General features: G+C 35.8%; 19 protein-coding genes. 11 read left to right on the top strand and 8 right to left on the bottom strand.

Annotation, left to right across the window (positions count from 1 at the left end; all coding sequences use genetic code 11):
• Positions 1–184 precede the first annotated feature (184 nt).
• The 3 genes from fumC to B5P37_RS01490 all read left to right on the top strand — a co-directional run bounded on the left by fumC (position 185) and on the right by B5P37_RS01490 (position 5,357).
• The gene (gene fumC, locus B5P37_RS01500; RefSeq protein WP_085236429.1) at positions 185–1,570 is read left to right on the top strand and encodes a class II fumarate hydratase; all 1,386 of its coding nucleotides are present in this window, start codon (positions 185–187) and stop codon (positions 1,568–1,570) included.
• Between the two features lie 21 nt (positions 1,571–1,591).
• The gene (gene ppx, locus B5P37_RS01495) at positions 1,592–3,118 is read left to right on the top strand and encodes an exopolyphosphatase (protein ID WP_085236427.1); all 1,527 of its coding nucleotides are present in this window, start codon (positions 1,592–1,594) and stop codon (positions 3,116–3,118) included.
• Positions 3,119–3,215: 97 nt separating this feature from the next.
• Entirely contained in the window at positions 3,216–5,357 is a 2,142-nt protein-coding gene (locus B5P37_RS01490) for an RNA degradosome polyphosphate kinase (RefSeq protein ID WP_085238393.1), read from the top strand.
• 262 nt (positions 5,358–5,619) lie between these two features.
• Here the strand turns inward: B5P37_RS01490 and B5P37_RS01485 are convergent, their stop codons facing one another.
• Positions 5,620–6,450, bottom strand: coding sequence for an RluA family pseudouridine synthase (locus tag B5P37_RS01485; protein WP_085236425.1), 831 nt, complete (start codon positions 6,448–6,450; stop codon positions 5,620–5,622).
• Between the two features lie 142 nt (positions 6,451–6,592).
• On the opposite strand from B5P37_RS01485, the gene B5P37_RS01480 reads away from it, so the two are divergent.
• The gene (locus B5P37_RS01480) at positions 6,593–7,741 is read left to right on the top strand and encodes a GAF domain-containing sensor histidine kinase (RefSeq protein ID WP_085236423.1); all 1,149 of its coding nucleotides are present in this window, start codon (positions 6,593–6,595) and stop codon (positions 7,739–7,741) included.
• Positions 7,716–8,342: a response regulator gene (locus B5P37_RS01475; RefSeq protein ID WP_085236421.1), complete on the top strand. Its 627-nt coding sequence runs from the start codon at positions 7,716–7,718 to the stop codon at positions 8,340–8,342. Before B5P37_RS01480 ends, B5P37_RS01475 begins: the two co-directional genes overlap by 26 nt.
• 92 nt (positions 8,343–8,434) lie before the next feature.
• On the opposite strand, the gene B5P37_RS01470 is transcribed toward B5P37_RS01475, so the two are convergent.
• Complete coding sequence (locus tag B5P37_RS01470; protein WP_085236419.1) at positions 8,435–9,307, bottom strand: cation diffusion facilitator family transporter; 873 nt, start codon at positions 9,305–9,307, stop codon at positions 8,435–8,437.
• A 389-nt stretch (positions 9,308–9,696) separates the two neighbouring features.
• Complete coding sequence (locus tag B5P37_RS01465; protein WP_085236417.1) at positions 9,697–10,986, bottom strand: dicarboxylate/amino acid:cation symporter; 1,290 nt, start codon at positions 10,984–10,986, stop codon at positions 9,697–9,699.
• A gap of 942 nt (positions 10,987–11,928) precedes the next feature.
• Here B5P37_RS01465 and xdrA point away from each other — a divergent pair.
• The 6 genes from xdrA (at position 11,929) to yhaM (ending at position 19,394) form a co-directional block, all read left to right on the top strand.
• A complete protein-coding gene (xdrA, locus tag B5P37_RS01460) occupies positions 11,929–12,393 on the top strand; it encodes an XRE family transcriptional regulator XdrA (protein WP_085236415.1) in 465 nt (154 codons plus the stop codon).
• A 178-nt stretch (positions 12,394–12,571) separates the two neighbouring features.
• Positions 12,572–13,702, top strand: coding sequence for a DUF445 domain-containing protein (locus B5P37_RS01455; RefSeq protein ID WP_085236412.1), 1,131 nt, complete (start codon positions 12,572–12,574; stop codon positions 13,700–13,702).
• An 84-nt stretch (positions 13,703–13,786) separates the two neighbouring features.
• A complete protein-coding gene (locus B5P37_RS01450) occupies positions 13,787–14,131 on the top strand; it encodes a YlbF/YmcA family competence regulator (protein ID WP_085236409.1) in 345 nt (114 codons plus the stop codon).
• Between the two features lie 186 nt (positions 14,132–14,317).
• Positions 14,318–15,505, top strand: coding sequence for a metallophosphoesterase family protein (locus B5P37_RS01445; protein WP_085236407.1), 1,188 nt, complete (start codon positions 14,318–14,320; stop codon positions 15,503–15,505).
• Between the two features lie 3 nt (positions 15,506–15,508).
• Positions 15,509–18,433, top strand: a complete 2,925-nt coding sequence (locus tag B5P37_RS01440) for an AAA family ATPase (protein WP_085236405.1) — start codon at positions 15,509–15,511, stop codon at positions 18,431–18,433.
• Between the two features lie 19 nt (positions 18,434–18,452).
• A complete protein-coding gene (yhaM, locus tag B5P37_RS01435) occupies positions 18,453–19,394 on the top strand; it encodes a 3'-5' exoribonuclease YhaM (protein WP_085236403.1) in 942 nt (313 codons plus the stop codon).
• Between the two features lie 224 nt (positions 19,395–19,618).
• Here yhaM and prsA read toward each other — a convergent pair whose 3' ends face one another.
• From prsA to B5P37_RS01410, 5 genes are all read right to left on the bottom strand, one after another.
• Entirely contained in the window at positions 19,619–20,587 is a 969-nt protein-coding gene (prsA, locus tag B5P37_RS01430; RefSeq protein ID WP_085236401.1) for a peptidylprolyl isomerase PrsA, read from the bottom strand.
• 251 nt (positions 20,588–20,838) lie between these two features.
• A complete protein-coding gene (locus B5P37_RS01425; RefSeq protein WP_085236399.1) occupies positions 20,839–21,390 on the bottom strand; it encodes a DUF3267 domain-containing protein in 552 nt (183 codons plus the stop codon).
• Between the two features lie 47 nt (positions 21,391–21,437).
• Entirely contained in the window at positions 21,438–21,968 is a 531-nt protein-coding gene (locus B5P37_RS01420) for an HTH-type transcriptional regulator Hpr (RefSeq protein WP_085236397.1), read from the bottom strand.
• A 99-nt stretch (positions 21,969–22,067) separates the two neighbouring features.
• Entirely contained in the window at positions 22,068–22,424 is a 357-nt protein-coding gene (locus tag B5P37_RS01415; RefSeq protein ID WP_085236395.1) for a YtxH domain-containing protein, read from the bottom strand.
• Positions 22,425–22,500: 76 nt separating this feature from the next.
• Positions 22,501–22,926, bottom strand: a complete 426-nt coding sequence (locus B5P37_RS01410; protein WP_085236393.1) for an HIT family protein — start codon at positions 22,924–22,926, stop codon at positions 22,501–22,503.
• Between the last annotated feature and the right edge of the window lie 124 nt (positions 22,927–23,050).

Here is a 23,050-nt window from a genome sequence, read left to right as displayed (position 1 = left end):
ACCGTCAACGTCCAAGGCTGTATGAATGGCTCTCTTCATCACTGAATGAATGAGGGCAATGGTCAAATTGGATTAACAATGTTGCATTAAAAACGCCTTGTGTAAACGACTGCACGTTGAATGCTGATTTCGATTAATGCTATAATTTAAGTGATAAAACTATTCTAAAAGGGGCGCGAAAGAGATGTCAGTAAGAATTGAACATGATACATTTGGTGAAATAGAAGTACCCGCAGATAAATACTGGGGAGCACAAACACAACGAAGCAAGCAAAATTTCCCAGTGGGCAAAGAAAAAATGCCGATTGAAGTTGTCTATGGTTTTGCTCAGCTTAAACGTGCAGCAGCATTAGCCAACCATGAGTTAGGTCAATTAAGTACTGCTAAGAAAGATGCGATTGTCTATGCATGTGACCGGATTTTATCAGGAGAATTAAATGAACATTTTCCACTTGTCATATGGCAAACAGGCAGTGGTACACAAAGCAATATGAATGTAAATGAAGTTGTTAGTTTTGTAGCAAATGAATATTTACAATCAAAAGGTCACGATGAAACCGTTCATCCAAACGATGATGTGAATAAATCACAAAGTTCAAATGATACATTTCCAACAGCAATGCATGTCGCACTATATAATGAGGTTGAAAAACGATTAGAACCAGCATTGAAAGGCTTACGTGATACGTTTTATAAAAAGGAGAACGAATTTAAAGACATTATTAAAATAGGCCGTACACACCTTCAAGATGCGACACCTATCACATTAGGACAAGAAATCAGTGGTTGGCGCTATATGCTAGATGTGTGTCACAAATTACTTACAGAATCGAAACGACACATTTTAAATCTTGCAATCGGTGGAACTGCAGTAGGGACAGGAATCAATGCGCATCCAGAATTCGGCACAAAAGTTGCAGGTTATATTGCTGAGAATACAGGATATCCATTTGTATCCTCTGAAAATAAGTTTCATGCATTAACGGCACATGATGAAGTTGTACAATTACACGGCTCATTAAAAGCATTGGCTGCAGATTTAATGAAAATTGCTAATGATATTCGATGGCTTGCTTCAGGACCACGTGCTGGACTCGCTGAAATTTCAATTCCAGAAAATGAACCAGGGTCTTCGATTATGCCTGGTAAAGTGAATCCGACACAGTGTGAAATGTTAACAATGGTTGCTGTTCAGGTCATGGGTAACGATACGGTTGTAGGCATTTCAAGCTCACAAGGTAATTTCGAATTAAATGTTTTCAAACCGGTTATTTTGCATAATACGTTACAATCTATTTATTTACTCGCAGATGGAATGGAAACGTTTAATAAAAACTGTGCTGTTGGCATCGAACCTATTCCAACGCATATCGATCAATATCTCAATCGTTCGCTCATGCTTGTTACCGCATTGAATCCACATATTGGTTATGAAAAAGCGGCAGCCATCGCCAAAAAAGCACATAAAGAAGGATTGACACTTAAGGAAGCAGCAATTCAATCAGGTTTTGTAACAGAAGCACAGTTTGACGCATGGATTAAGCCAGAAAATATGGTACATCCGAAATAAAATGGGGGATATTTTTCAAAGATGGAACGTAACGGTTTAATAGACATTGGTTCAAATACCATTCGCTTAGTTATTTTTGAATATCATTCACGTACCGGTTTAAATGAAATACAAAATATTAAAACCCCGGCAAGATTAAGCCAGTATTTAAATCATGACCGGATGATGACACAAGAGGGGATACATGTTCTGAAGACCGCATTAAGCAGTTTTAAAAAAGTGGCCGCAGCATTTGAGGTTCATCACTTATATCCCATTGCGACGGCAGCGATACGTCAGTCCACTAATCAGGAACAAATACTTCGAGAAATCAAAAAAGAGCTCGATCTTGACATTATGATTATTCCTGAAGAAGACGAGGCGTTCTACGGGGCATATGCGGTCACTCACACAACGCGTATTGAAAATGCCGTCACAGTGGATATTGGGGGCGGATCGACAGAACTGACACGTTTTAAAAATAAAAAAATTGAAGAAGCTATCAGTTTTCCATTTGGTGTTGTGACATTATCGCGCATGTTTTTTGAGAATAAAGAACATAATGATAAAGAAGCATTGAAAAAAATGGAAAAGTTTCTTAAAAATGAATTTAGCAAAGTACCATGGATTCAACAGCAACAAATTAATCTTGTTGGGATTGGGGGTTCTGCACGAAACTGTGCACGAATCCATCAATCTGCACATCAATATCCCATCGCAGGTATCGATGGGTATACGATGACCGAAAATGACTTGAAAGAAGTTTTGCAGCTACTTAAAAAGTCCACACGAGACGCATTAACAACGCTGGATGGTTTGAGTCGTGACCGTGCAGATATCATCTTACCGGCAGTGACAGTTTTTAATGTTTTGTTTGAAATGATTGAGGCGAAAGCGTTTGTATTTTCAAGAAAAGGGATTCGTGAAGGATTCATTATGAACCAAATTGCCAAAAAATATCCGTCAGAATTTAATAAAGCCCATGTTTTAAAAGATGCGTTGCGTCATCTTGCGAATGAATACAAAATTGATGGAACAGGTGCTAAACAACGTGTGAAATTAGCAGAATCTTTGTTAAAGCAACTAAAAAAAGAAAAAAAGCTGAACATTGATCCGCATCTTAAAGAAATCTTTCTTGAAGCAGCGTACCTCTATTATTTAGGCAAGTTTATAGATACGGATTCCAGTTCTCAACATACGTATTATATTATTGCCAATTCTAGCATCAATGGTTTGACACATAAAGACCGCGTGCGACTTGCTTTGCTCGCGAGTTTTAAAAATAAAACATTACTAAAGCTTTATAGTGATGAAACAAATTGGTTTACTGAAGCTGAACTTTCGGATATTCAATCGCTCGGTGGCATTATTAAGTTTGTTAATGCATTAAATGTTTCGAATACAAACAGTGTCAGTAAAGTGACATTACGACCCAATCAAACGACGTATGACTTACTCGTTAACTTTGAAGGCGAACCGATTGCTGAATCTTATCAATCCAATCGTCAAAAGAAACATATTGAAAAAATCCTTAAAACCAAAATAAATATCGTATTTACAAAATCTTAAATTTTAACCCTTTCTTTTTATGTTACGCTATGACATGTGTTAAGTTTTGTAGAATATTAATGGGGTGACGATCAAAGTGTCTATTGATAAAGCAAGTATGGACCTCAACCAACCAGAACACTATAATAATCGTGAAGTCAGTTGGTTGGATTTCAATTATAGAGTTTTGCAAGAAGCCTGTGACGAACAAAACCCACTGCTCGAACAACTTAAATTTTTAGCTATTGGCAGTTCTAATTTAGATGAATTTTTTATGGTACGTGTCGCTGGTTTAAAAGATCAAATGAAGATGGGATTTGATAAACCAGAGAATAAAACACAATTGACCCCTGAACAACAATTGAAAGCGATTGAAAAGAAAAATAGAGAAAATGTTGCGTTTCAATATCGTCGTTTTAATGAATTGGTCGAAATGTTGAGAACTTACGAAGTGTACTTGTGTAAACCTGAAGCGTTAAACGACCCCTTGTTACAACAGCTGGAAAATATTTTTCTGAGTGAGATTTTACCTACTTTAACGCCATTAGGGATTGATGCCTATCGACCATTTCCAAAACTGAATAATAAAACTTTGAACATATTTGTGGATATCGACACGGGGGATGAGATCAATTCCGCAATCGTTCAAATTCCAACGTTACTTAAACGTTTTACAACTATTAATGAAGGCAATCGACAATATATCATTTTAATAGAAGACATCATTTCTTTTTTCATGGGCTATCTGTTTAAAGGGTATGAAGTACTTCATACTTATACATTTAGAATTACTAGGAATGCTGATTTAACAATCCATGAAGACGGTGCAGAAGATTTATTAATCGAAATAGAACGTTTTCTAAAGGAGCGTAAAAGTGGTGTCGCGGTGAGATTGGAAATTGATCTTCAAAATCATCACAATATCAATTTGGATTGGCTGATTGAAACGTTAGAGTTAGAACCACAAGATGTCTATGATATCGAAGGGCCATTAGATTTAACGATGCTATTCGAATTAGTGAATCATTTGTCTCATAAGTTAAAACAACTGACATATGAACGTTATACGCCTCAAATTCCACAATCTTTAGGTAATGAAAACATTTATGAGTTAGCATTAAAGAGAGACATCTTCTTCCACCACCCATATGAATCATTTGACCCAATTGTTGATTTTATAAAAGAAGCAGCTGAAGACCCAGACACACTGGCAATTAAACAAACCTTATATCGCGTGAGTAGCGATTCTCCTATTATTGAAGCGTTAAAAAACGCGGCAGAAAATGGTAAACAGGTGACGGTTCTTGTTGAACTAAAAGCGCGTTTTGATGAAGAAAACAATGTGCAATGGGCAAAAATGTTAGAAGAAGCGGGCTGTCATGTGATGTATGGAATGACACATCTTAAAACGCACAGTAAAATCACGCTCGTCATCAAGCGCGTGAAAGGTAAACTCACACCCTTTGTCCATTTAGGAACAGGAAATTATAATGATAAAACAGCTAAACTTTATACGGATATGGGGATTATAACGACGGATAGACAAATTGGTGAAGATGCAATGAACTTTTTTAATTATTTAAGTGGTTATTCCATGAAACCGGATTATCAAAAACTCATTGTTGCACCTTATGAAATACGCGATTTATTTATTGAACGTATTGATGAGGAAATAGAGAGCCATCGACAATACGGTAATGGAAAAATGATGATGAAAATGAATTCATTGACAGATAAAGCATTAATTAAAAAGTTATACGAAGCGTCTCAAGCAGGTGTGGAAATCAAATTGATTATTCGCGGTATATGTTGCTTGAAACCAGGTATTCCTGGAATAAGCGATCACATTGAAGTGGTGAGTATAGTCGGACGTTTGTTAGAACATTCGCGCATTTACTATTTTTACAATAATGGCGAAGCAAAAATTTATTTATCATCTGCAGATATGATGACTCGAAATATGATTAAACGCGTGGAAATTTTGTTTCCTATTTTAGACGAACACATCGCTAAGCGTTTAGTTGACTTTATGCACCTACAACTTTCTGATAATCAAAAAGGACGTTACCAAGATGCGACAGGGGTTTATCACTATATTAAAAATGATTTAGCGCCACTCAATGCACAAGAATATTTAATGCGTGAAGCGGAGACATATGGTAAAGATTTCTCCAAACAAAGTTTGATTGAAGACGGGATGACTATGAACACTAAAAAGAATTGGGTCGCTCGCGTAAAAGGGCATTTAAAGCGAAAATAAAGCGACATTAAATTGTCACGATTATGTCTTGATCCACAAGCATTTCATGATTCTTATATTAATACGACAGTCAATAATAGAGGGCATATCAGTAAGAACAATATGAAGGTATGATGCGCTGAAATCAAAGCAAATCTGAGTAAAACCGTGGCGACCCCAAAAAAACCGAGGCGCCTCGGTTTTTTATGAGGTACGACCAATGTAGACCATGGATTCGGCAGGATTCGACCTGATTAACAACCAATCTATGGCAAGATAATCTTTATGAATCGAGATCATCAATTGTGACAGAAATCGGTTGTTGGGTGAACGGATGAATCAGGTCGATTTGATAACTTTCAAGTTGTAACTGTCGCAATTTTGAATCACTATATAATGGGTCACCAATGACAGGATAACCGATTTCGGCCAAGTGCACACGAATTTGATGTGTTCGTCCTGTATCCAATTTTAATAAGACTTCACATACACCTTCCTTTACCATTTGAGAAGAAAGGATATGCGTGACCGCGCGTTGTCCCGTTGGTGAAACACGGCGTTTATTTGGGTGGAATTTGTCTTTGCCAATCGGTAAGTCTATCGTTTGAGGCTTAATTGGCAATAAGCTTCTCACTTGTGCTTTATAAATACGATGAATATCATTATTTTCTAACATACGATCAAGAATCTTTTTAACGATAGGGTGCTTCGCTACAATCAGCAAGCCAACAGTTTCTTGATCAAGGCGATGAATGGGTTCCACGTAAGGACAATTTAAAGTATAGATGACGTGATTCATCAATGTATTGCTTTCCTTTAAATCATTTGGATGCGTTTTAACCCCTTTTGGTTTGTAAACAATAGCGAAATAATCATCTTCATAAGCAATCTGCGCATAACGGAAGCTCGGTATATATTGACTTTTTACATCTTCGTCAGGAAGTGAGACTTCATCTCCCGTGAAGACCGTCGTGTGTAAATTTGCAGGCGCACCGTTCACCGTAATGGCTTTAGACATATTCAACATGTGCAGCTCTTTTTTGGGTAAATGTAAGGTTTTACAAATCTCTCTAATGGATTGGTTATTAAATGTATCGGCAACTTTAAATTTCATAAAATCCTCCTTAAGTGCTTTAATCATAACATAGAATCAACATGTATTGATGGTTTTATTTGGACGAGTTACGTGTATAATAAAGTTAAAATGATTGAACTCATATTGATGAGTTGAGAAAATTTAAGGGTGGAGTGAGCGTATGGAAAAACCAACGCGATTAGCATTACTTAAAGAAATTGCTGAATTCTTGAATGAAGAAACGGAATTACAGTCCATGCTTGATGGCGCGCTAAATTTTTTAATAAAAGGGAGCGATTTTACCACAGGTTGGATCTTTTTTATTGATGAAGAAGGACAGCATACGCTTGAATCCCATCACGCCTTACCAAGTGCATTGACCAATCGAAATTGTCATTATATGAATAATGGACGCTGTTGGTGTGTTCAATCTTATCACCGGCACAAACTGACTAAAGCCTCGAATATTATTAACTGTTCTCGCATTAACTTAGCAAGTCGAGAATTCGTTACAGAGACTGATGATATTACGCATCATGCAACGGTTCCTTTACGTTCGGGAAATGAACAATTTGGCTTACTCAACGTTGCGACGCCATTTACGACACATTATAGTGATGAAGATCTTGAATTGTTAGAATCCGTAGCATTTCAAATTGGTTCCGCCATAAAACGCATTGACCTGAATCAACAAGAAAAAGAAGCCGCACGAATCAATGAGCGGAATCGGTTAGCACGTGATTTGCATGATTCGGTGAACCAGATGTTATTTTCCTTAAAACTGACTGCACATGCGGCAGGGCAAATCACACAAGAGGAGACATCAAAACGAGCCTTTGCTCAAATTGAGGAGACCAGTCAAAATGCGGTAAACGAAATGCGTGCGTTAATTTGGCAATTAAAACCAGTCGGCCTAGAAAAAGGACTTGTTCATGCACTCAAAAATTATGCAAAACTGATTGATATTGAAATTGATATCACGATACATGGATTGATTGATTTAGAGAACACGATTGAAACACATCTTTATCGAGTGATACAAGAAGCAATGAACAACACTAAAAAGCATGCTCAAACGCATCGAATGATGGTCACACTCAATCAAACGGAGAGTCATTTAATTGTGAACTTAATTGATGAGGGGATCGGCTTTGATGTGACAACGATTCATCAGGATGATCGCCATGGATTATCGAATATGCGACAGCGGATTAAAGTGTTAAAAGGGACAATGGATATGAATAGTGAACAAGGGACCCAAATTCATATTTGCATCCCATTACAACAGCCTAGGGGGGACAGACGTGACTCAAATCGCACTCGTAGATGACCATTTTATTGTGAGACAAGGGTTAGAATTTTTGTTGTCAACACAACCCAACATTGAAGTTGTAGGAAGTTATGGAAATGGCCAGGCACTATTAGATGACTTAGCCATTGCGACCATTGAGCCTGAATTGATTTTGGTCGATCTTGTCATGCCAGAAATGAATGGAATTACATTAATTGAAAAGATAAAAGCACAGCACAAAAAAATTAAAGTATTAGTCTTAACCAGCTATGTAGATGAAGAGCATGTGATGTCAGCCATGCAATCTGGTGCGGATGGCTATGAGATGAAAGATGTCGATCCTGAAGCGTTAATGCGCTCAATAGAACAAGTTTTACGCGGTGAAAAAGTGATTCATAAAGATGCACAACATGTGATGGAGACAGTCATTACGAAACCACATATGTTAAATAAGTTATCCAAGCGAGAAACGGAAGTATTAAAGGAAATGGCGAAAGGAAAGACAAACAAAGAAATCGCTGATACGCTTTATGTATCCGAGAAAACAATTAAAACCCATGTCAGTCATATCTTTACTAAATTAGGTGTGACAGATCGGACTCAAGCGGCGATTTACGCAATGGAAAATCATCTGATTTAGGATTAAAACTTAAAAATCATACGCAACCGACACGTAAATGACAACGTGTGCCGTTGCGTATGATTTTTTCGATTCTAGATGAAGTGACGAAATCAAGCTGCAAAATAAGGTTCAATATGTACAATCGTTTCCACTTCACCTAATCGTGATTGTAGTCGTGATTCGATATAATCGGAAATTGCATGGCTTTCAATAACATTCAAAGTCGGCTCAACTGCAATTGTCACATCTATAAATGAAATCACACCGTGGCTTCGTGCTTTAATATCACGGATTTCTTTAATGCCTGGAACAGATGCAATAATGTCTCGAATTTGATCTAGCTCATCCTCATCATAGCCATCCGTTAAAGTAATGGCTGTTTCTTTGAAAATATCAATACTTGCTTTCATAATCAGTATACCAATAACGATAGCCGCAATTGTATCCAGCATTGGGACCCCCATATAAACTCCTAATATCCCAATAACAGTTCCGATTGACACGAGTGCATCGGAAAGATTATCGTAACTCGCAGCCTTTAATGCACTACTATTCACTTTTTTTGCAAGATTTCGATTATATACAAAAACAATAAACATAATGACACTTGAAAGTATACCGACAATGACTGCTGAAGGATTCGGCTGTAGAAATTGACCTTGATAGAAGTGTTGGACTCCTGTAACAATCACTTGAATACTCACGGCAAACATGATGAATGAAGCAATGAGAGAAGCAATGAATTCTGAACGGTAGTGGCCATAAGGATGATTTTTATCAACAGGCTTCATTGAGATTTGAAGTGCAACCAAGATTGCCACAGAACTAATAACGTCTGTCGCATTGTTAATACCGTCTGCAATTAAACCTTGACTGCTCGCAAACCAACCGTAAACAATTTTTAGTAAAGTCAAAAAGGTATACGTTAAGATGCTCAATGTTGCCCCTTTTTTTGCTTGGGAGATTTTATTTTCTAATTGCAACGATAACACCTCTTTTTTTAATGACATTCGGAGCCAGTTGAATGTGATGAAGCGGCAATGCCATAATTACCCACTGGCATGAACGGTTTCGACTTGCCATCATAAAATAATAACGTATTCATATAAAATAGTTTTCAGTCTCTAGTTTTGATGTGAGGAAAGTTGTCGAATGATACGCTACAGTCGCTTTCTTACTTAACGTTACTATTATCCTATGAACGTTTATAGAAATCTAGTGTTTAAATTGATATTTTCGTATTATTAATTTTCAGATAATAATAGTGATGATATGCGTTTTATTTTATAGTGATTAACGTTAGCTTCAAACATGAAAAAGGAGGGTGAACCGTAATGGTCCAACCCCCAAAATATATCATCTATGCGCTATGTTATTTTGTGACGTGCATTTGCCCTTTAAGTTTCTTACCTTCATGTTCTGACAAGATTAAAGCACATGCGGCATCACCTGTAATATTCACTGCAGTACGTGTCATATCAAGTAATCGGTCAATTCCGAGTATAATACCAATCGCAGCAGGATTAAGACCGACTGCTGTTAATACCATGGCTAACATAATCAAACCGACTCCCGGAACACCGGCTGTACCTACTGATGCAATGACTGCAACTGCAACGACTGTGATCAGTTGTAAGAGTGTTAAATCTGCACCCATTAATTGGGCAATGAAAATTGTTGCGACACCTTGCATAATTGCTGTACCGTCCATATTGATCGTTGCACCAAGTGGTTGCACAAAAGAAGCAATTTCAGGCTTAACCCCCATTTTTTTCGTACATTCCATAGAAACAGGTAAGGCAGCATTCGAACTAGATCCACCAAAACCAACCGTAATCGCAGGGAAAAAGTTTTTGAAAAATTCAATAGGACTACGTTTAGCTAAGAATTTTACTGCGCCACCATAGACGACAAAGAAATGGATGAGTAAAGCGGCAAGGACGACAATAAAGTATAATCCTAATTGTCGAATTGCACTAAATCCTGCACCAGTAAACGCGTGTGCAACGAGTCCAAATGTTCCAATCGGTGCAAAAATGTTCATAATCATTGAAATAATATACATCAGTACTTCATTAAATTGATCAAAAAATTGATGCACTATACGGCCTTTTTCGCCAACCATCATAATCCCAATACCAATAAAAATTGCGAAAGTAATGATTTGAAGCATATTTCCGCCACTCATTGCTTCGATAGGGTTTTTCGGGAAGAAATTGATCACCGTTTGATCAAAAGTCTGATTGACTGGTGAGTTGTTCGTTGCTTTCTGACTGTCTAGTTTCTTTTGATAGGCAGTGACTTCTTCGCTTTTCAATAAATCAGAATGGCCTGCACCAGGTTTAACAATGAGTGCTAAACACATTGCGAGTGTAATGGCAATAGCTGTCGTACTTAAAAAGAAGACAATCGTTTTTAAACCAATGCCGCCTAACAGTTTAGGATCACCGACACCAATGACACCAAGTACGATAGATACAAAAACAACAGGAACAACTAACATAAAAATAAGATTTAAAAAGACTTGCCCTATAACATTGAAAATATATTGATCTGTAAAGCTCACAAATTTTGCACCTTCATAAAAATTAAAAATTGAACCTATACTAATACCTAAAATAAGTGCAATGATAATTTTAATCGTAAGCCCTTTAAACTTCATTCACAACATCCCCTTTATATCATTTACAATATTATAATCTGTAAAATCACTATATGGCAATATTAATTTCAATCAAAAAATCGTCAAATGATATGATAGATAGAAATTCATCGGTCTTCTCAATGCTTGTTTATTAAAAAATGTACCTCGTAACTTGAATTTATTCAGAAAATTAAACGATCAATATAAAAGGGGGATTAGAAGTTACTCATCCCGAAAGAAAAGAGTTACGTAACGCATCACTATGAGAAATTTTGGGGCCTTTCTTAAGGGGAACAAATTTTAGCGTGAAAGCGGTTTTTAGAAATTTCACTGTTTCTCAATGAATGAAATGCGTCATCGCCAGTGCGATTCACGTCTCTCTCTATCTGAAAATGACTAGGCAGTATGAGTATGTTATGACAATAGTATCGCACCATAGCGATCAAATGTTGAACTTTAATTTGATATTTTTGACAGCAAAAGTTTTCTTTAAAACGGTCTAAGTAATTGCTATGAGGATGAGGAATTTATGGTATAATATAATTCTTAAAAACATATTGATGATATTAGGGTGGATTGATGATCGTCATCAATCTGTGCATGGTTTATAAAAATGTAATAAAAATACATAAATCGTTTTTAATATAGCATAGTTATGGAGAGAATGTGTTGTAACGATTGTAAATGATGCAAGATTCAACCTGTGAGATGGAAATTGACACCTCATTGTTCATTCATTACAAAGTCTGGAATATAAAGAGTCGCGCTGCAATTCATTCGATAAAAATAGGACGATTTTCAGTATAATTTAGTATAGTTCTAGTTTTGTATTGTTTTTTAAAATGACACTTTTCATTTCTCGTATTTTGTATTAATATGTAATTTGTGTTTCAAGAATTGTGTAGAATTGCAATGCTTGTGTGCGGATAAATTTTTATTTAAGAAAGGTAGTAATATTCAATGGATAGACAAAGTTTTACAGATTTAATTCAAAGTAAGTTTAAGATGGTTCGTATTGAGGCAGGTTACACACAGGATACAATGGCCCAAACAATTGGACTATCTAAAAAAACATTAGTTCAAATCGAAAAAGAGCGTGTATTGCCGAATTGGACAACATGTGTGTCAATTTGTGCTTTGTTTAGAGATTCCGAAGTCCTAAACAGTACATTTGGATGCGACCCACTTGAAATTGTTCAAACAATATCAAGAAATCAAGCAGCATATCCTAAGTATTCAACAGTCAGTGATATTTATTGGGAAACGGTTGATGCAAAAGGAGACTACATTTTACAGTCTAACAAAGTCAGCCAACTTTATCGCATTCTTGATATGGACAAACAGCCTATCTTTGCAACACCAAAACTAAGAGAAGCTGAAACCTATTTTCAACGTAACGTTAAAGAAGAGCTTATTCGTGCATAATTAAAAATAAATGAATGAAATGGAGCATCGACAAAAATCTTGTTGCATGCTCTTTTTTCATCAGTTGTATTATCATAAAGATGTTTAACGAGGACGTAATTCGGTCATACTATACTGTTACAAAGCGGAGAGGGAGAATGATGCGCCGCTCCAGCCTATATTTTAAGGAGGAAAGCCTATGCAAGCGACACTTGTCGTATTGTTTATGATCGTCATTGGTGCGGTGATTGGGGGCGTTACGAATATGATTGCCGTCAAAATGTTATTTCACCCCTTTAAGCCGTATTATATTTTTGGCAAACGTGTGCCATTTACCCCTGGACTGATACCGAAACGTAGAGGGGAAATTGCTGAGAAGATTGGACAAGTCGTTGAAGACCATTTATTAACGGAGGCTTTGATCAGGGAAAAAATAACAACGCCCGAAATAAGAATGACGGTTCAACGTGCATTGAGCGAACAAGTTGAGCGGTTATCAAAAGATCACGTCACAATTCAGTCGCTTTTACAACAATTTGAGATTGATGTTGTCAAAGAAGGTGAAACATGGTTAACACGAATGACGCAACAGCAATTACGCCAAAAATATGAAAGCCATCAAAATGAAACGATGACCGAACTCTTGCCATCACAGCTATTAACGCAACTTGATCAAAAAGTTGAAGTGTTGGATGTGTTCATTATGACTAAAGCTAAAGATTACTTAAGTTCAGCTAAAGGATATGACGATATTTTAGAAATGTTAGAGACGTTTTTTCTGGAAAAAGGTAAAATGATCTCGATGTTACAAATGTTTATGACAAAGGAAGCCATTGCTGAACGGATACAAAAAGAATTGATACGTCTTACATCGCATTCTAAAGCGCAAAATATTTTGTCTGCACAAATACAGGCAGAATATGAAAAGTTAAAAACAAGAACGCTTCAAGAATGGGTGACACCTGAACAATGGGCGACACTCGAAGTTCAATTCACCGAACAAATTGTACAGCAAATGGATATAAAGCGACATGCCCACACGCCACTCAATACCCTCGTTCCTCAATTATTTGAGATGTTAAAGCATAGGGGGATTACACAGTTGACGGATTTGATTTTAGACACATTAGCACGTCGTTTATCGACGATTTTGAAACAAGTCAATATTCGAGGGTTGATTGAAGAACAGATTAACCGATTTGAGCTGGATTATATTGAGCAATTGATATTCGAAATTGCGAATAAAGAACTGAAACTGATTATGTTATTAGGGTTCATTTTAGGAGGAGTGATTGGATTTTTCCAAGGGCTCATAGCAATTTTTGTATAACGCTTTAAAATATGGTATCGTAAGCAAGGAAAGAGATTGGAAGCGCGCGTCCAATCTTAATAAACAACTCAAGGAGAGATTTAAATGGCTGTAAATTTATATGATTACGCAAACAAATTGGAGCAAGCATTACGTGAAAGTGACGAGTATCAAGCAATTAAAACGGCTTATGCGAAAGTAGAAGCTGACGAAAACTCAAAAAAATTATTTGATACGTTCCGTGAAACACAAATGAACTTCCAACAAAAGCAAATGCAAGGTGAGGAAATTAGTGAAGACGATTTGAAAAAAGCGCAAGAACAAGCGCAACAAATCGAAAAAGATAGCAATATTTCTGAATTGATGAATGCAGAACAAAGAATGAGTCAAGTGTTCCAAGAAATCAATCAAATTATTGTAAAACCATTAGATGAAATTTATGCTGGCTAATTAACATGATATGCATCAATGAACGAGACGATTGAGGAGTCCTATCTTCAATCGTTTTTTTATAAAAAAAGCAACCGTACATAGAATCCTCAAATGATCTCCTCCTTATATAAGTAAAATATGATAAAATAAATAGTAAACATGTCAAATATAGATGAAATTTGATGATAAAAGGAGAATGCGTGAATGGTTAAGTTTTTGCATTGTGCAGATTTACATCTCGATAGTCCATTTGCCTCTAAGCGTTATTTAAATCCCGTCATTTTAAAGGATGTTGAGAATAGTGCTTATGAAAGCTTTAAAAATATAATCGATCTTGCATTAAGAGAAGAAGTTGATTTTATGCTGATCAGTGGTGATTTATTTGATCAACATAATCGAACGTTGAAAGCTGAAGTGTTTTTGAAATTACAGTTTGAACGCTTGCAAAAGGAACAAATTTTTGTCTACATAGTCCACGGAAACCATGACCCTTTATCAGATGAAATAAAAACAAAATGGCCAGAAAATGTGACCGTTTTTTCAAATCGTGTTGAAACGTATCAAGCGATTACAAAAACAGGGGAAACGGTGCATATTCACGGTTTTAGCTACGAAAATAGAGAAAGTTACGAAAACAAAATTGATGCCTATCCGACAAATGAAGATCGGAATGTTGTACATATCGGTATGTTGCATGGGACATATAGTAAATCCACGACGTCAGATCGCTATACGGAGTTTCGCATAGAGGATTTGAATGCAAAACTATATCATTATTGGGCGTTAGGTCATATTCACTTGAGACAACAATTAAGTGATTTACCTGAAATCCATTATCCTGGTAATATTCAAGGACGTCATTTCAAAGAACAAGGAGAAAAAGGATGTCTCATCGTTGAAGGCGATCACGTGGGACTTAAGACGCGATTTGTTCCAACACAATTTATTCGCTTTGAAACAGCGACAATTGAAACAGATGATGTCAGTCAACAGGGATTATATGAAAAAATTCAAGCCTTTAAAGAAAGTGTCCGCCCTCAAGGACGTGCTTTTTATCGATTAAAACTCCATGTTCATGGGGATGAAACGATTTCAAAACAAGTATTAGAGCAACTTAAAGTATTGACTTCGGAATATGAAGAGAATGAGCGCCATTTTATATTGATTGACGAATGGGAAATTCGTTATTTGGATATGCGTCAAAAGTCAATCATTCAGGAATTCTCTCCAGAGTTATTAGCGCAAGATGATGTGTATGAGCGTGCAGTGAAGGATTTATACCTTAATCCAAAAGCCTCAAAATATTTAGATCCTTATTTTGAACATGATAGAAAAGCATTAATCGCACGTGCAGAGGCCATGATAGAAGCTGAATTGAAAGGGGATCATTAACCCATGAAAATTAAATCTGTTGAAATATATGGTTATGGCCAGTTTGTCCAACGTCAAGTTGCATTTGATTCACGATTTACCGAGATATATGGAGAAAATGAAGCGGGGAAGTCGACGTTACAAGCGTTTATCCATTCGATTTTATTTGGTTTTCCTACAAAAAAAGAAAATGAACCGCGTTTAGAACCGCGCATGGGTAATCATTATGGTGGGCGTGTGACGCTTATTTTCGATGATGGCATGGAAGTCGATGTTGAACGTGTTAAAGGTAGTGCTCAAGGTGATGTCAAGGTGATGTTGCCGAACGGTACGATTAAAGATGAAAAATGGTTAAATGAACAGTTGAATTATATAGATAAAAAGACATATCAAGCGATTTTTTCATTCAGTGTATTAGGACTTCAAGATATACACAAACATATGAGTGAGGCACAATTACAAAACTTTTTGATGCAAGCAGGTGCGCTAGGGTCAACCGAGTTTATTGGCATGCGTGAATTAATTCATCAGAAGAAGCAAGAACTTTATAAAAAATCAGGTCAAAATCCAGAGATTAATCAAAAAATAGAAGAGATTAGAAGCTTAGCGTACCAAATTAGAGAAGAAGCTACGAAATTGGAGACCTATCAACAATTAACAGAAGATCATGACAAAGCTTCAAGACGTCTAGCCACTCTGAAGACGAATTTAAGTCAACTTACTGCTTTATTTGAAGAGAAGCAAAAAGAAGTTGCATTGATTGATCAAGTGCAAGAATGGAAAAGTTTAGAAGCGGATTTAAATATAGAACCGTTAGAATTTCCTGAACAAGGTATCGATCGTTATGAAGCAGCAAAGATTCAAGTTGAACACCTCGAACGTGACTTGGGGTTACGTCTTGAAAAGAAAAATCAATTAGAACATGAGGCGGAAAAACTTTTTGTACCGGATCAAACGCTATATCAAAGTTTTGAATCTGTTTCTAAGCAAGAGGATATGATCAAGCAACAAGAGATGGACTTGAAGCAAATTGAAAGAGAAGCAAGTCATCATCAAATGGAAATTGAAGGCCTCAAATCCAACATTGGTTGGGAAGACATTGATGAAACGGTTGATTCAAGTGAAATTCAAAAGAGTTACGCCAGTGAAACTTTAAAACAAAAGCAAGCGCATATGCATTCATTAGAACAATTGAAAAAACAACAAGATGATTATCAGATTGAAAATGTAACATATGAAGAAGAATTACAACAATTAAATCTTCAATTAGTGGATGATGAAAGTTTTGAAAAGAAAAAAGTTTATGATCAAAAACTGCTTGAATTAAAGGAAAAACGGCATGTGTTTGATAAAATGAAAGCCACTTTCGAAAAAGAAGCGCATCAAAAACAGCAACAGCAACAACGTGTTCGAGTAGCGTCACTGATATTAACATTGGTGACAGGGGCATTTGCGGTATGGATGTTCGTTTCACAAATGATGCTTCCAGGGATTATTTTAACAGTGATTGCGGCTATCTTTTTCATTGCCATGTTCTTATTGCGTTCAAAACCAATGGGCTATGACGAACAATTTTCTGAAGAATTGGTGCAACTAGAGCAAAAAGTACAGGCGTTAGAAGAGGCATATGATTTAGATTTTGATTTAGCAGCGCAATATCAGTTACGTGATCAAATCGCACAACGTCAACAAAATTTGGCGATTTTAAAGACAAAGTCACTGCATACGGCGAAACAATATGACGATGTACAAGAGGCTTTAACATCCGTGACGACTCAATTGCAAAAGTTAAAATCAGCACTACACCTTTCCAAGAATTTATCCGATGATTTACTTGTAGACGCGATTCAAACGATTCAAAAAATCAAAGATCATCAACAATACTTCACTCAATTGCAAGAAACGCAAAATTCAATTGAGAAAAAGTTGGATGATTTTTACACACAAGCACTTGAAAAACTTGCGAGTGCATTATCGCAATTTAGTATTGAGACGTTGTTTCATGATGTAAGAGAATGGTTAAAAGCCGCGAATCAAGGGATGACACGTTATGAACATAATCGCGAGCAACTGAGCTTAATAGAAAATGAAATTAAACATTTGAAACATCGCTTGAGCGAAAATAAACAAGTGATTCAGACATTGTTTAGTGCTATAGGAGCACTGGATGAGGAAAGTTATTACAAACACCATGAACGTTATCAATGGTACCATCAGCGATTAGCACGTTTTCATGATTTAACACATTTTCTCGAAAATCAAAATTATGGATATGAGAAAAGTTCTAAGCTAAGTGAAAAAACATCAGCACAACTTGAAGCTGAATATCAAAAATTGTCTGAGCAAATCGATAATTATAATGCGCGTTATCTCACTGTTCAAAGTGAAGTGAGTGATTTATTAGCAAAAATGAACCACTTAGAAACGGATGATACATTGAGACATCTACGTCATCAATATCAAATATTACGCAATCAATTAAATGATAAGGCTGAAGATTGGGCTGCGCTCAGTTATTTAGAGGCTTTAGTTGATGAACATATCAAACAAATTAAGGGCAAGCGATTGCCACAAGTTGTAAATATTGCGACAGATATTTATAATGATTTAACGAGCGGAGAATATGTGCAAGTGACATACGCAAATGAGCAAGTGATGGTACGTCATCAAAGCGGTCAAATGTATCATCCTGTGGAATTAAGTCAATCAACAAAAGAATTGCTCTATATTGCGCTTCGTTTAAGTTTGATTCAAACATTAAAACCCTATTATTCATTGCCTATTATTATTGATGATGCATTTGTTCATTTTGATGCTGAACGTAGAATGAAAATGATGAAATATTTGAGATCGATGTCTGATAAATTTCAAATTCTTTATTTTACATGTTCACGTGATACGAATATTCCTGCGAAACAGCTCGTCACGTTAAATAAGATAGAAAAATAGAATAGGAAGGCGTTAAATCATGAGAAATATAGAACAACTACAGCCTGGAGATGCTGTGGATCATTTTTTCCTAGTGCACCGAGCAACACAAGGTGTAACAGCACAAGGTAAAGATTATATGACACTTCACTTACAAGATAAAAGTGGAGAAATTGAAGCGAAAGTTTGGACGATTACTAAAGAAGGAATGAGTCTATTAAAGCCAGAACGTATTATTCATGTTAAAGGTGATGTGATTAATTATCGTGGTCGAAAACAAATGAAAGTCAATCAATTTCGACTTGCAACTGATGAAGATGGAATGCGTACGCAAGACTTTATTGATGGCGCACCAATGACACCAGAAGAAATCAAAGATGCCATGCAAGAATATATCTTTGAAATTGAAAACGCACCGCTACAACGTGTTACACGTTATTTATTGAACAAATACGAATCGCGTTACTTTGTTTATCCAGCAGCAAGTTCGCATCATCACAATTTTGTAAGTGGCTTAAGTTATCATGTTTTGACAATGTTAGAAATTGCACGTCAATTGTGTATCATATATCCAGAACTCAATAAAAGCTTATTGTTCAGTGGCATCATATTGCACGATATCGGTAAGGTGAGAGAGTTATCAGGCCCAATTGCGACGTCATATACACTCGAAGGGAATTTATTAGGTCATATTTCGATTGCGAGTGATGAAGTGGCTGAAGCGGCACGTGAATTGGATGTAGATGGAGAAGAAATCATTTTACTTCGCCATATGATTTTGTCTCATCACGGTAAGCTTGAATACGGCTCACCAAAACTGCCTTATGTCAAAGAAGCAGAAATTTTAAAGTATATTGATAATATTGATGCACGCATGCATATGTTTGAAAAAGCATTCAAGAAAATTAACAAAGGACAATTTACAGAACGAATTCTTGGTTTAGAAGGTAGACAATTCTATAAGCCTGAGAAGTTGGATTAATGTTGATTACAGAAAAGCGAATGATTATCACATAAAACAAACCCAGAGTTGGACATGAGTAGAGATGTCTGAACTCTGGGTTAAAAGTTGTAGGCACGATTCAATTTGGACTACACAATAGACGAAGATGGTGTGCCTGCGACAAATATCAATGCTTTAAAATCAAAAAAAGCGCTGATACTTTGAAAAATAAATCAAAGCACCAGCCATTGTTTAAAGGCATACTACATACCTAATTGACCACCCTCTGCACCTTGTTGAGAGGCTTGTTTTTTCAACGCTTCTGGGTTTAAAATATTATCTTCAATCGCTTTTTTAATATCGCGATCTTTGTAATCTACATTGTATTCTTTTAACAAATCTTTGTATGCATCAGTTAAAAGTTTAGGGTCTTTTTGTAATTTATTTTGAATCAGTTTTTCTTTTAATTTTGATTTTTCTTTATCGAAATCTGTAGGCTCATCTGCGCGGATGATATGGTAACCATATTCAGTTTTGACAACGTTTGAAATTTCGCCATCTTTTAATTTAAATAAGGCGTCTTCGAATGGTTTAACCATTTGGCCTTTCACCACATATCCTAAACTACCATTTTTATCTTTTGTTGAATCCATAGACTCTTCTTTTGCTAACTTGTCAAAGTCTTTAGGATTTTTATCGAGTTTTTCTTTGATTTCATCAATTTTTTTCTTTGCATCTTTATCAGATAAACCTTCTTTATCGTCTTTATCTTGTTTCACTTTAATTAAGATATGCGATGCTTTTTTCGTTTCATCTTTAATTTCTTTGTCTGAAATTTTAACTTTATCATTCAGTAATTCTTTTTGATAAGCAATCATTTTACGTTGTTCTTTATAACTGTCTAATGTAATGCCTTGTTGCTTGAGTAGTTCTTCAAATTGTTTTTTGCCACCGTATTTTTCAATTTCTTCATCGGTTTCTTTATCAATTTGTTTATTATCTACCTTATCACCGTATTTTTTTACTAGAATTTTATTTAATAAAACTTTAAAAGATTGACTTGCAACTTGATCATTTCCAATTTCTTTCAATACATCTTCAACTTTAACGTCGCCCGCTTTCGAAGAGATTAACGTTTGGTCTTTTGAAGTAGGGGCATCATTACCACATGCTCCGAGTAAAACTGCGCTTGCTGTAATTGGAATAAATAATTTTTGTATGCCTTTCTTCATCTTTTGAGCTCCTTTTTATATCATTCATACCATTTAATATACCATAATGTGCGCAAGCAACCAAAGCAGAAGGTGAAAAATACGACTAAATGATGAGAATACAGATGGAAGTCAAAAAAAGTAGGGGAGAAGGCGTTAAAAAACGTCCTCTCCCCTATATTCAACTTAAAATCTATCATTTAAGACACGGATTGCATACGAAATTAATCCTTGTCGTTTTAAAAATAGGACACGCATATCACGATTGCACATTATGATGCGTGGGAATTGTGTTCTAAAAGTACAAAGCCATTTTGATGTTCCTCTACAAAATGCCCCTGACAAGCAAAAAGAATGACTTTTAAATAAAGGATGTCCATCACAGAATAACCTGCATTTAATGCTAATAAAAACATGAAATAATGGCCATATTCTGGAAATGCGCGTGCTATGAGAATACAGAGCAGTGTAATCACCACAAACGGCATGATTAGACAAATACAAAAGTAGTACTTACGAATAGGTCGATCCAAATAAATATTGTAAAACGGAAACCAGGAAAGACGTACTAATTTGTATACTCTTAAATGTTTCAAGTATGGGAAGACCGTAATAATATGAATGAGTTTATGTACGGGGTAGATAAATAACATTAAGACAATAAACAATAAAAAATTTTGATCCGTAAATGGAATGTTTGAATAGTAATGAAAAATCTCAAAACTAACAAAAAATGTAATTATAACCGTTACAAAACTTATAAAAGCGATACGGGCTAAACCAAATCTTGAATGTATATCAATAGACCGCAGACAGTTTAACATTCAAAAGCTCCTTTGCTATCAGTGATAAACGTATTATCTATCTGAAATTAATGTTCGTCAAGTAAATTTTTGCGAAGACTTTCTTGACATGAATTCACATCATTAATAAAGTCTTTACCTTGCAGTTTAGAGACGAGGTAATGTGCGTCACTAAAACTAGGAAGATGGAACATTTCTCTTTGAAACTCTTTTGACGCATTATAAATATTGTTATTTGATTCTTCGTAATGGTCAAAAATTTCGAGTACTAACTGCTTTCCCTTATCAGTTAACGTAATATACGTGTTTCTTTTGTCATGTTTATCTTTCTCGAGTTTTAACAATTCTTGTTGCTCTAAACGTTTAGCAAAATTAAATGCTGTTGATACGTGCATCACGCCATATTTTGAAATATCGGATATCGTTGCACGTTCAAAGGCATAAAGTGTAAGGAGAATGAGATGTTCATTCATCGTGATGTCTGATCTTTTCAACCAACCTTGCCAGTCACTTTCCGCATTTTTCCATATGACTTTTGATAACATGGCAATTTTATGTGTATAAAGCATTCCCTCAATTTGCGCTCGCTTTGTGTTCATACATACCACTCCTTTCTTAGACTATAAAAAAGCATGATACTGTATTGTACCATGCTTACTCGTATTATATCGGATTATGTTCAATCAAACACTAAAAAATTAGTTTTTTGATGGAAAATTTGAAATTTCTTCGCCACGATTTTGTAAATTTTCGATATGTGATTGAATACGTTTAATATTTGGATCGATATCGGCTTTGAATTCACCAATCATCGTTTTCACTTCATCACCAATAGATCCAGCAAAACGTTGGCCGTCGTTTTTAATTTGTGCGACGTATTGTTTGATGTCACCAATACTATTTTTCATCGTATCGATTTCATGTTCTAATTCGCTTTTAGGTCTTTCAGCTTTAGGGTTTGCGATGCGCGTTTGTCCATCTTTTACGATGAGTGCGACGCCTAATCCTGTCGCGACGCCAGCAATCACACCTAATGTCATTCGAACAATTTTCATGATTTTCCTCCTTGAATCGTTTTCTATTACATATACCCTGATTCGAGTACATTATTCAGTTCAAATCAGAATTCTCTTATTTGATATGCGCCGCGATTTGTGCTGCAATCTTGGCTTTTTCCTCATCATTGATACGTGACTCATTTGTCTCCCAATGATAGCCAAATCCATCGATGTCATTTTCGTAACGTGGAATCAAATGGAAATGAATGTGGAACACAGATTGTGAGGCATATGTTCCGTTGTTTTGAATAATGTTTAAACCATCTGGATGAAATGTATCTTTTATTGCATTGGCAACAATGGGCAATGCTTCTCCGATATGTTTCATTGTCTCAGCATCCGTCTCATATATATTAGGAGAAGGTTTTTTAGGAATTAACAGTGTATGACCTTTAGAAACTTGAGAAATGTCTAGAAAAGCATAGACATAATCATTTTCATATACTTTAAAACTTGGAATATCACCGTCAATAATCTTTGAGAATATCGTTTGTGTCATATGGATTCCCTCATTTCTTCATTTAGTTTTATTATAGCACGTACATTCGGCGATGTAACGATTTTATCGCATGTGTATTAAATAGCATTATGAACGCTATTTTTGGTACAATGACTGTTATGGA

Source organism: Staphylococcus lutrae, assembly GCF_002101335.1.
Taxonomy (GTDB): Bacteria; Bacillota; Bacilli; order Staphylococcales; family Staphylococcaceae; genus Staphylococcus; species Staphylococcus lutrae.
Note: the sequence above shows the minus strand (reverse complement) of the source record. Positions and strands in the feature narration are given on the sequence as shown.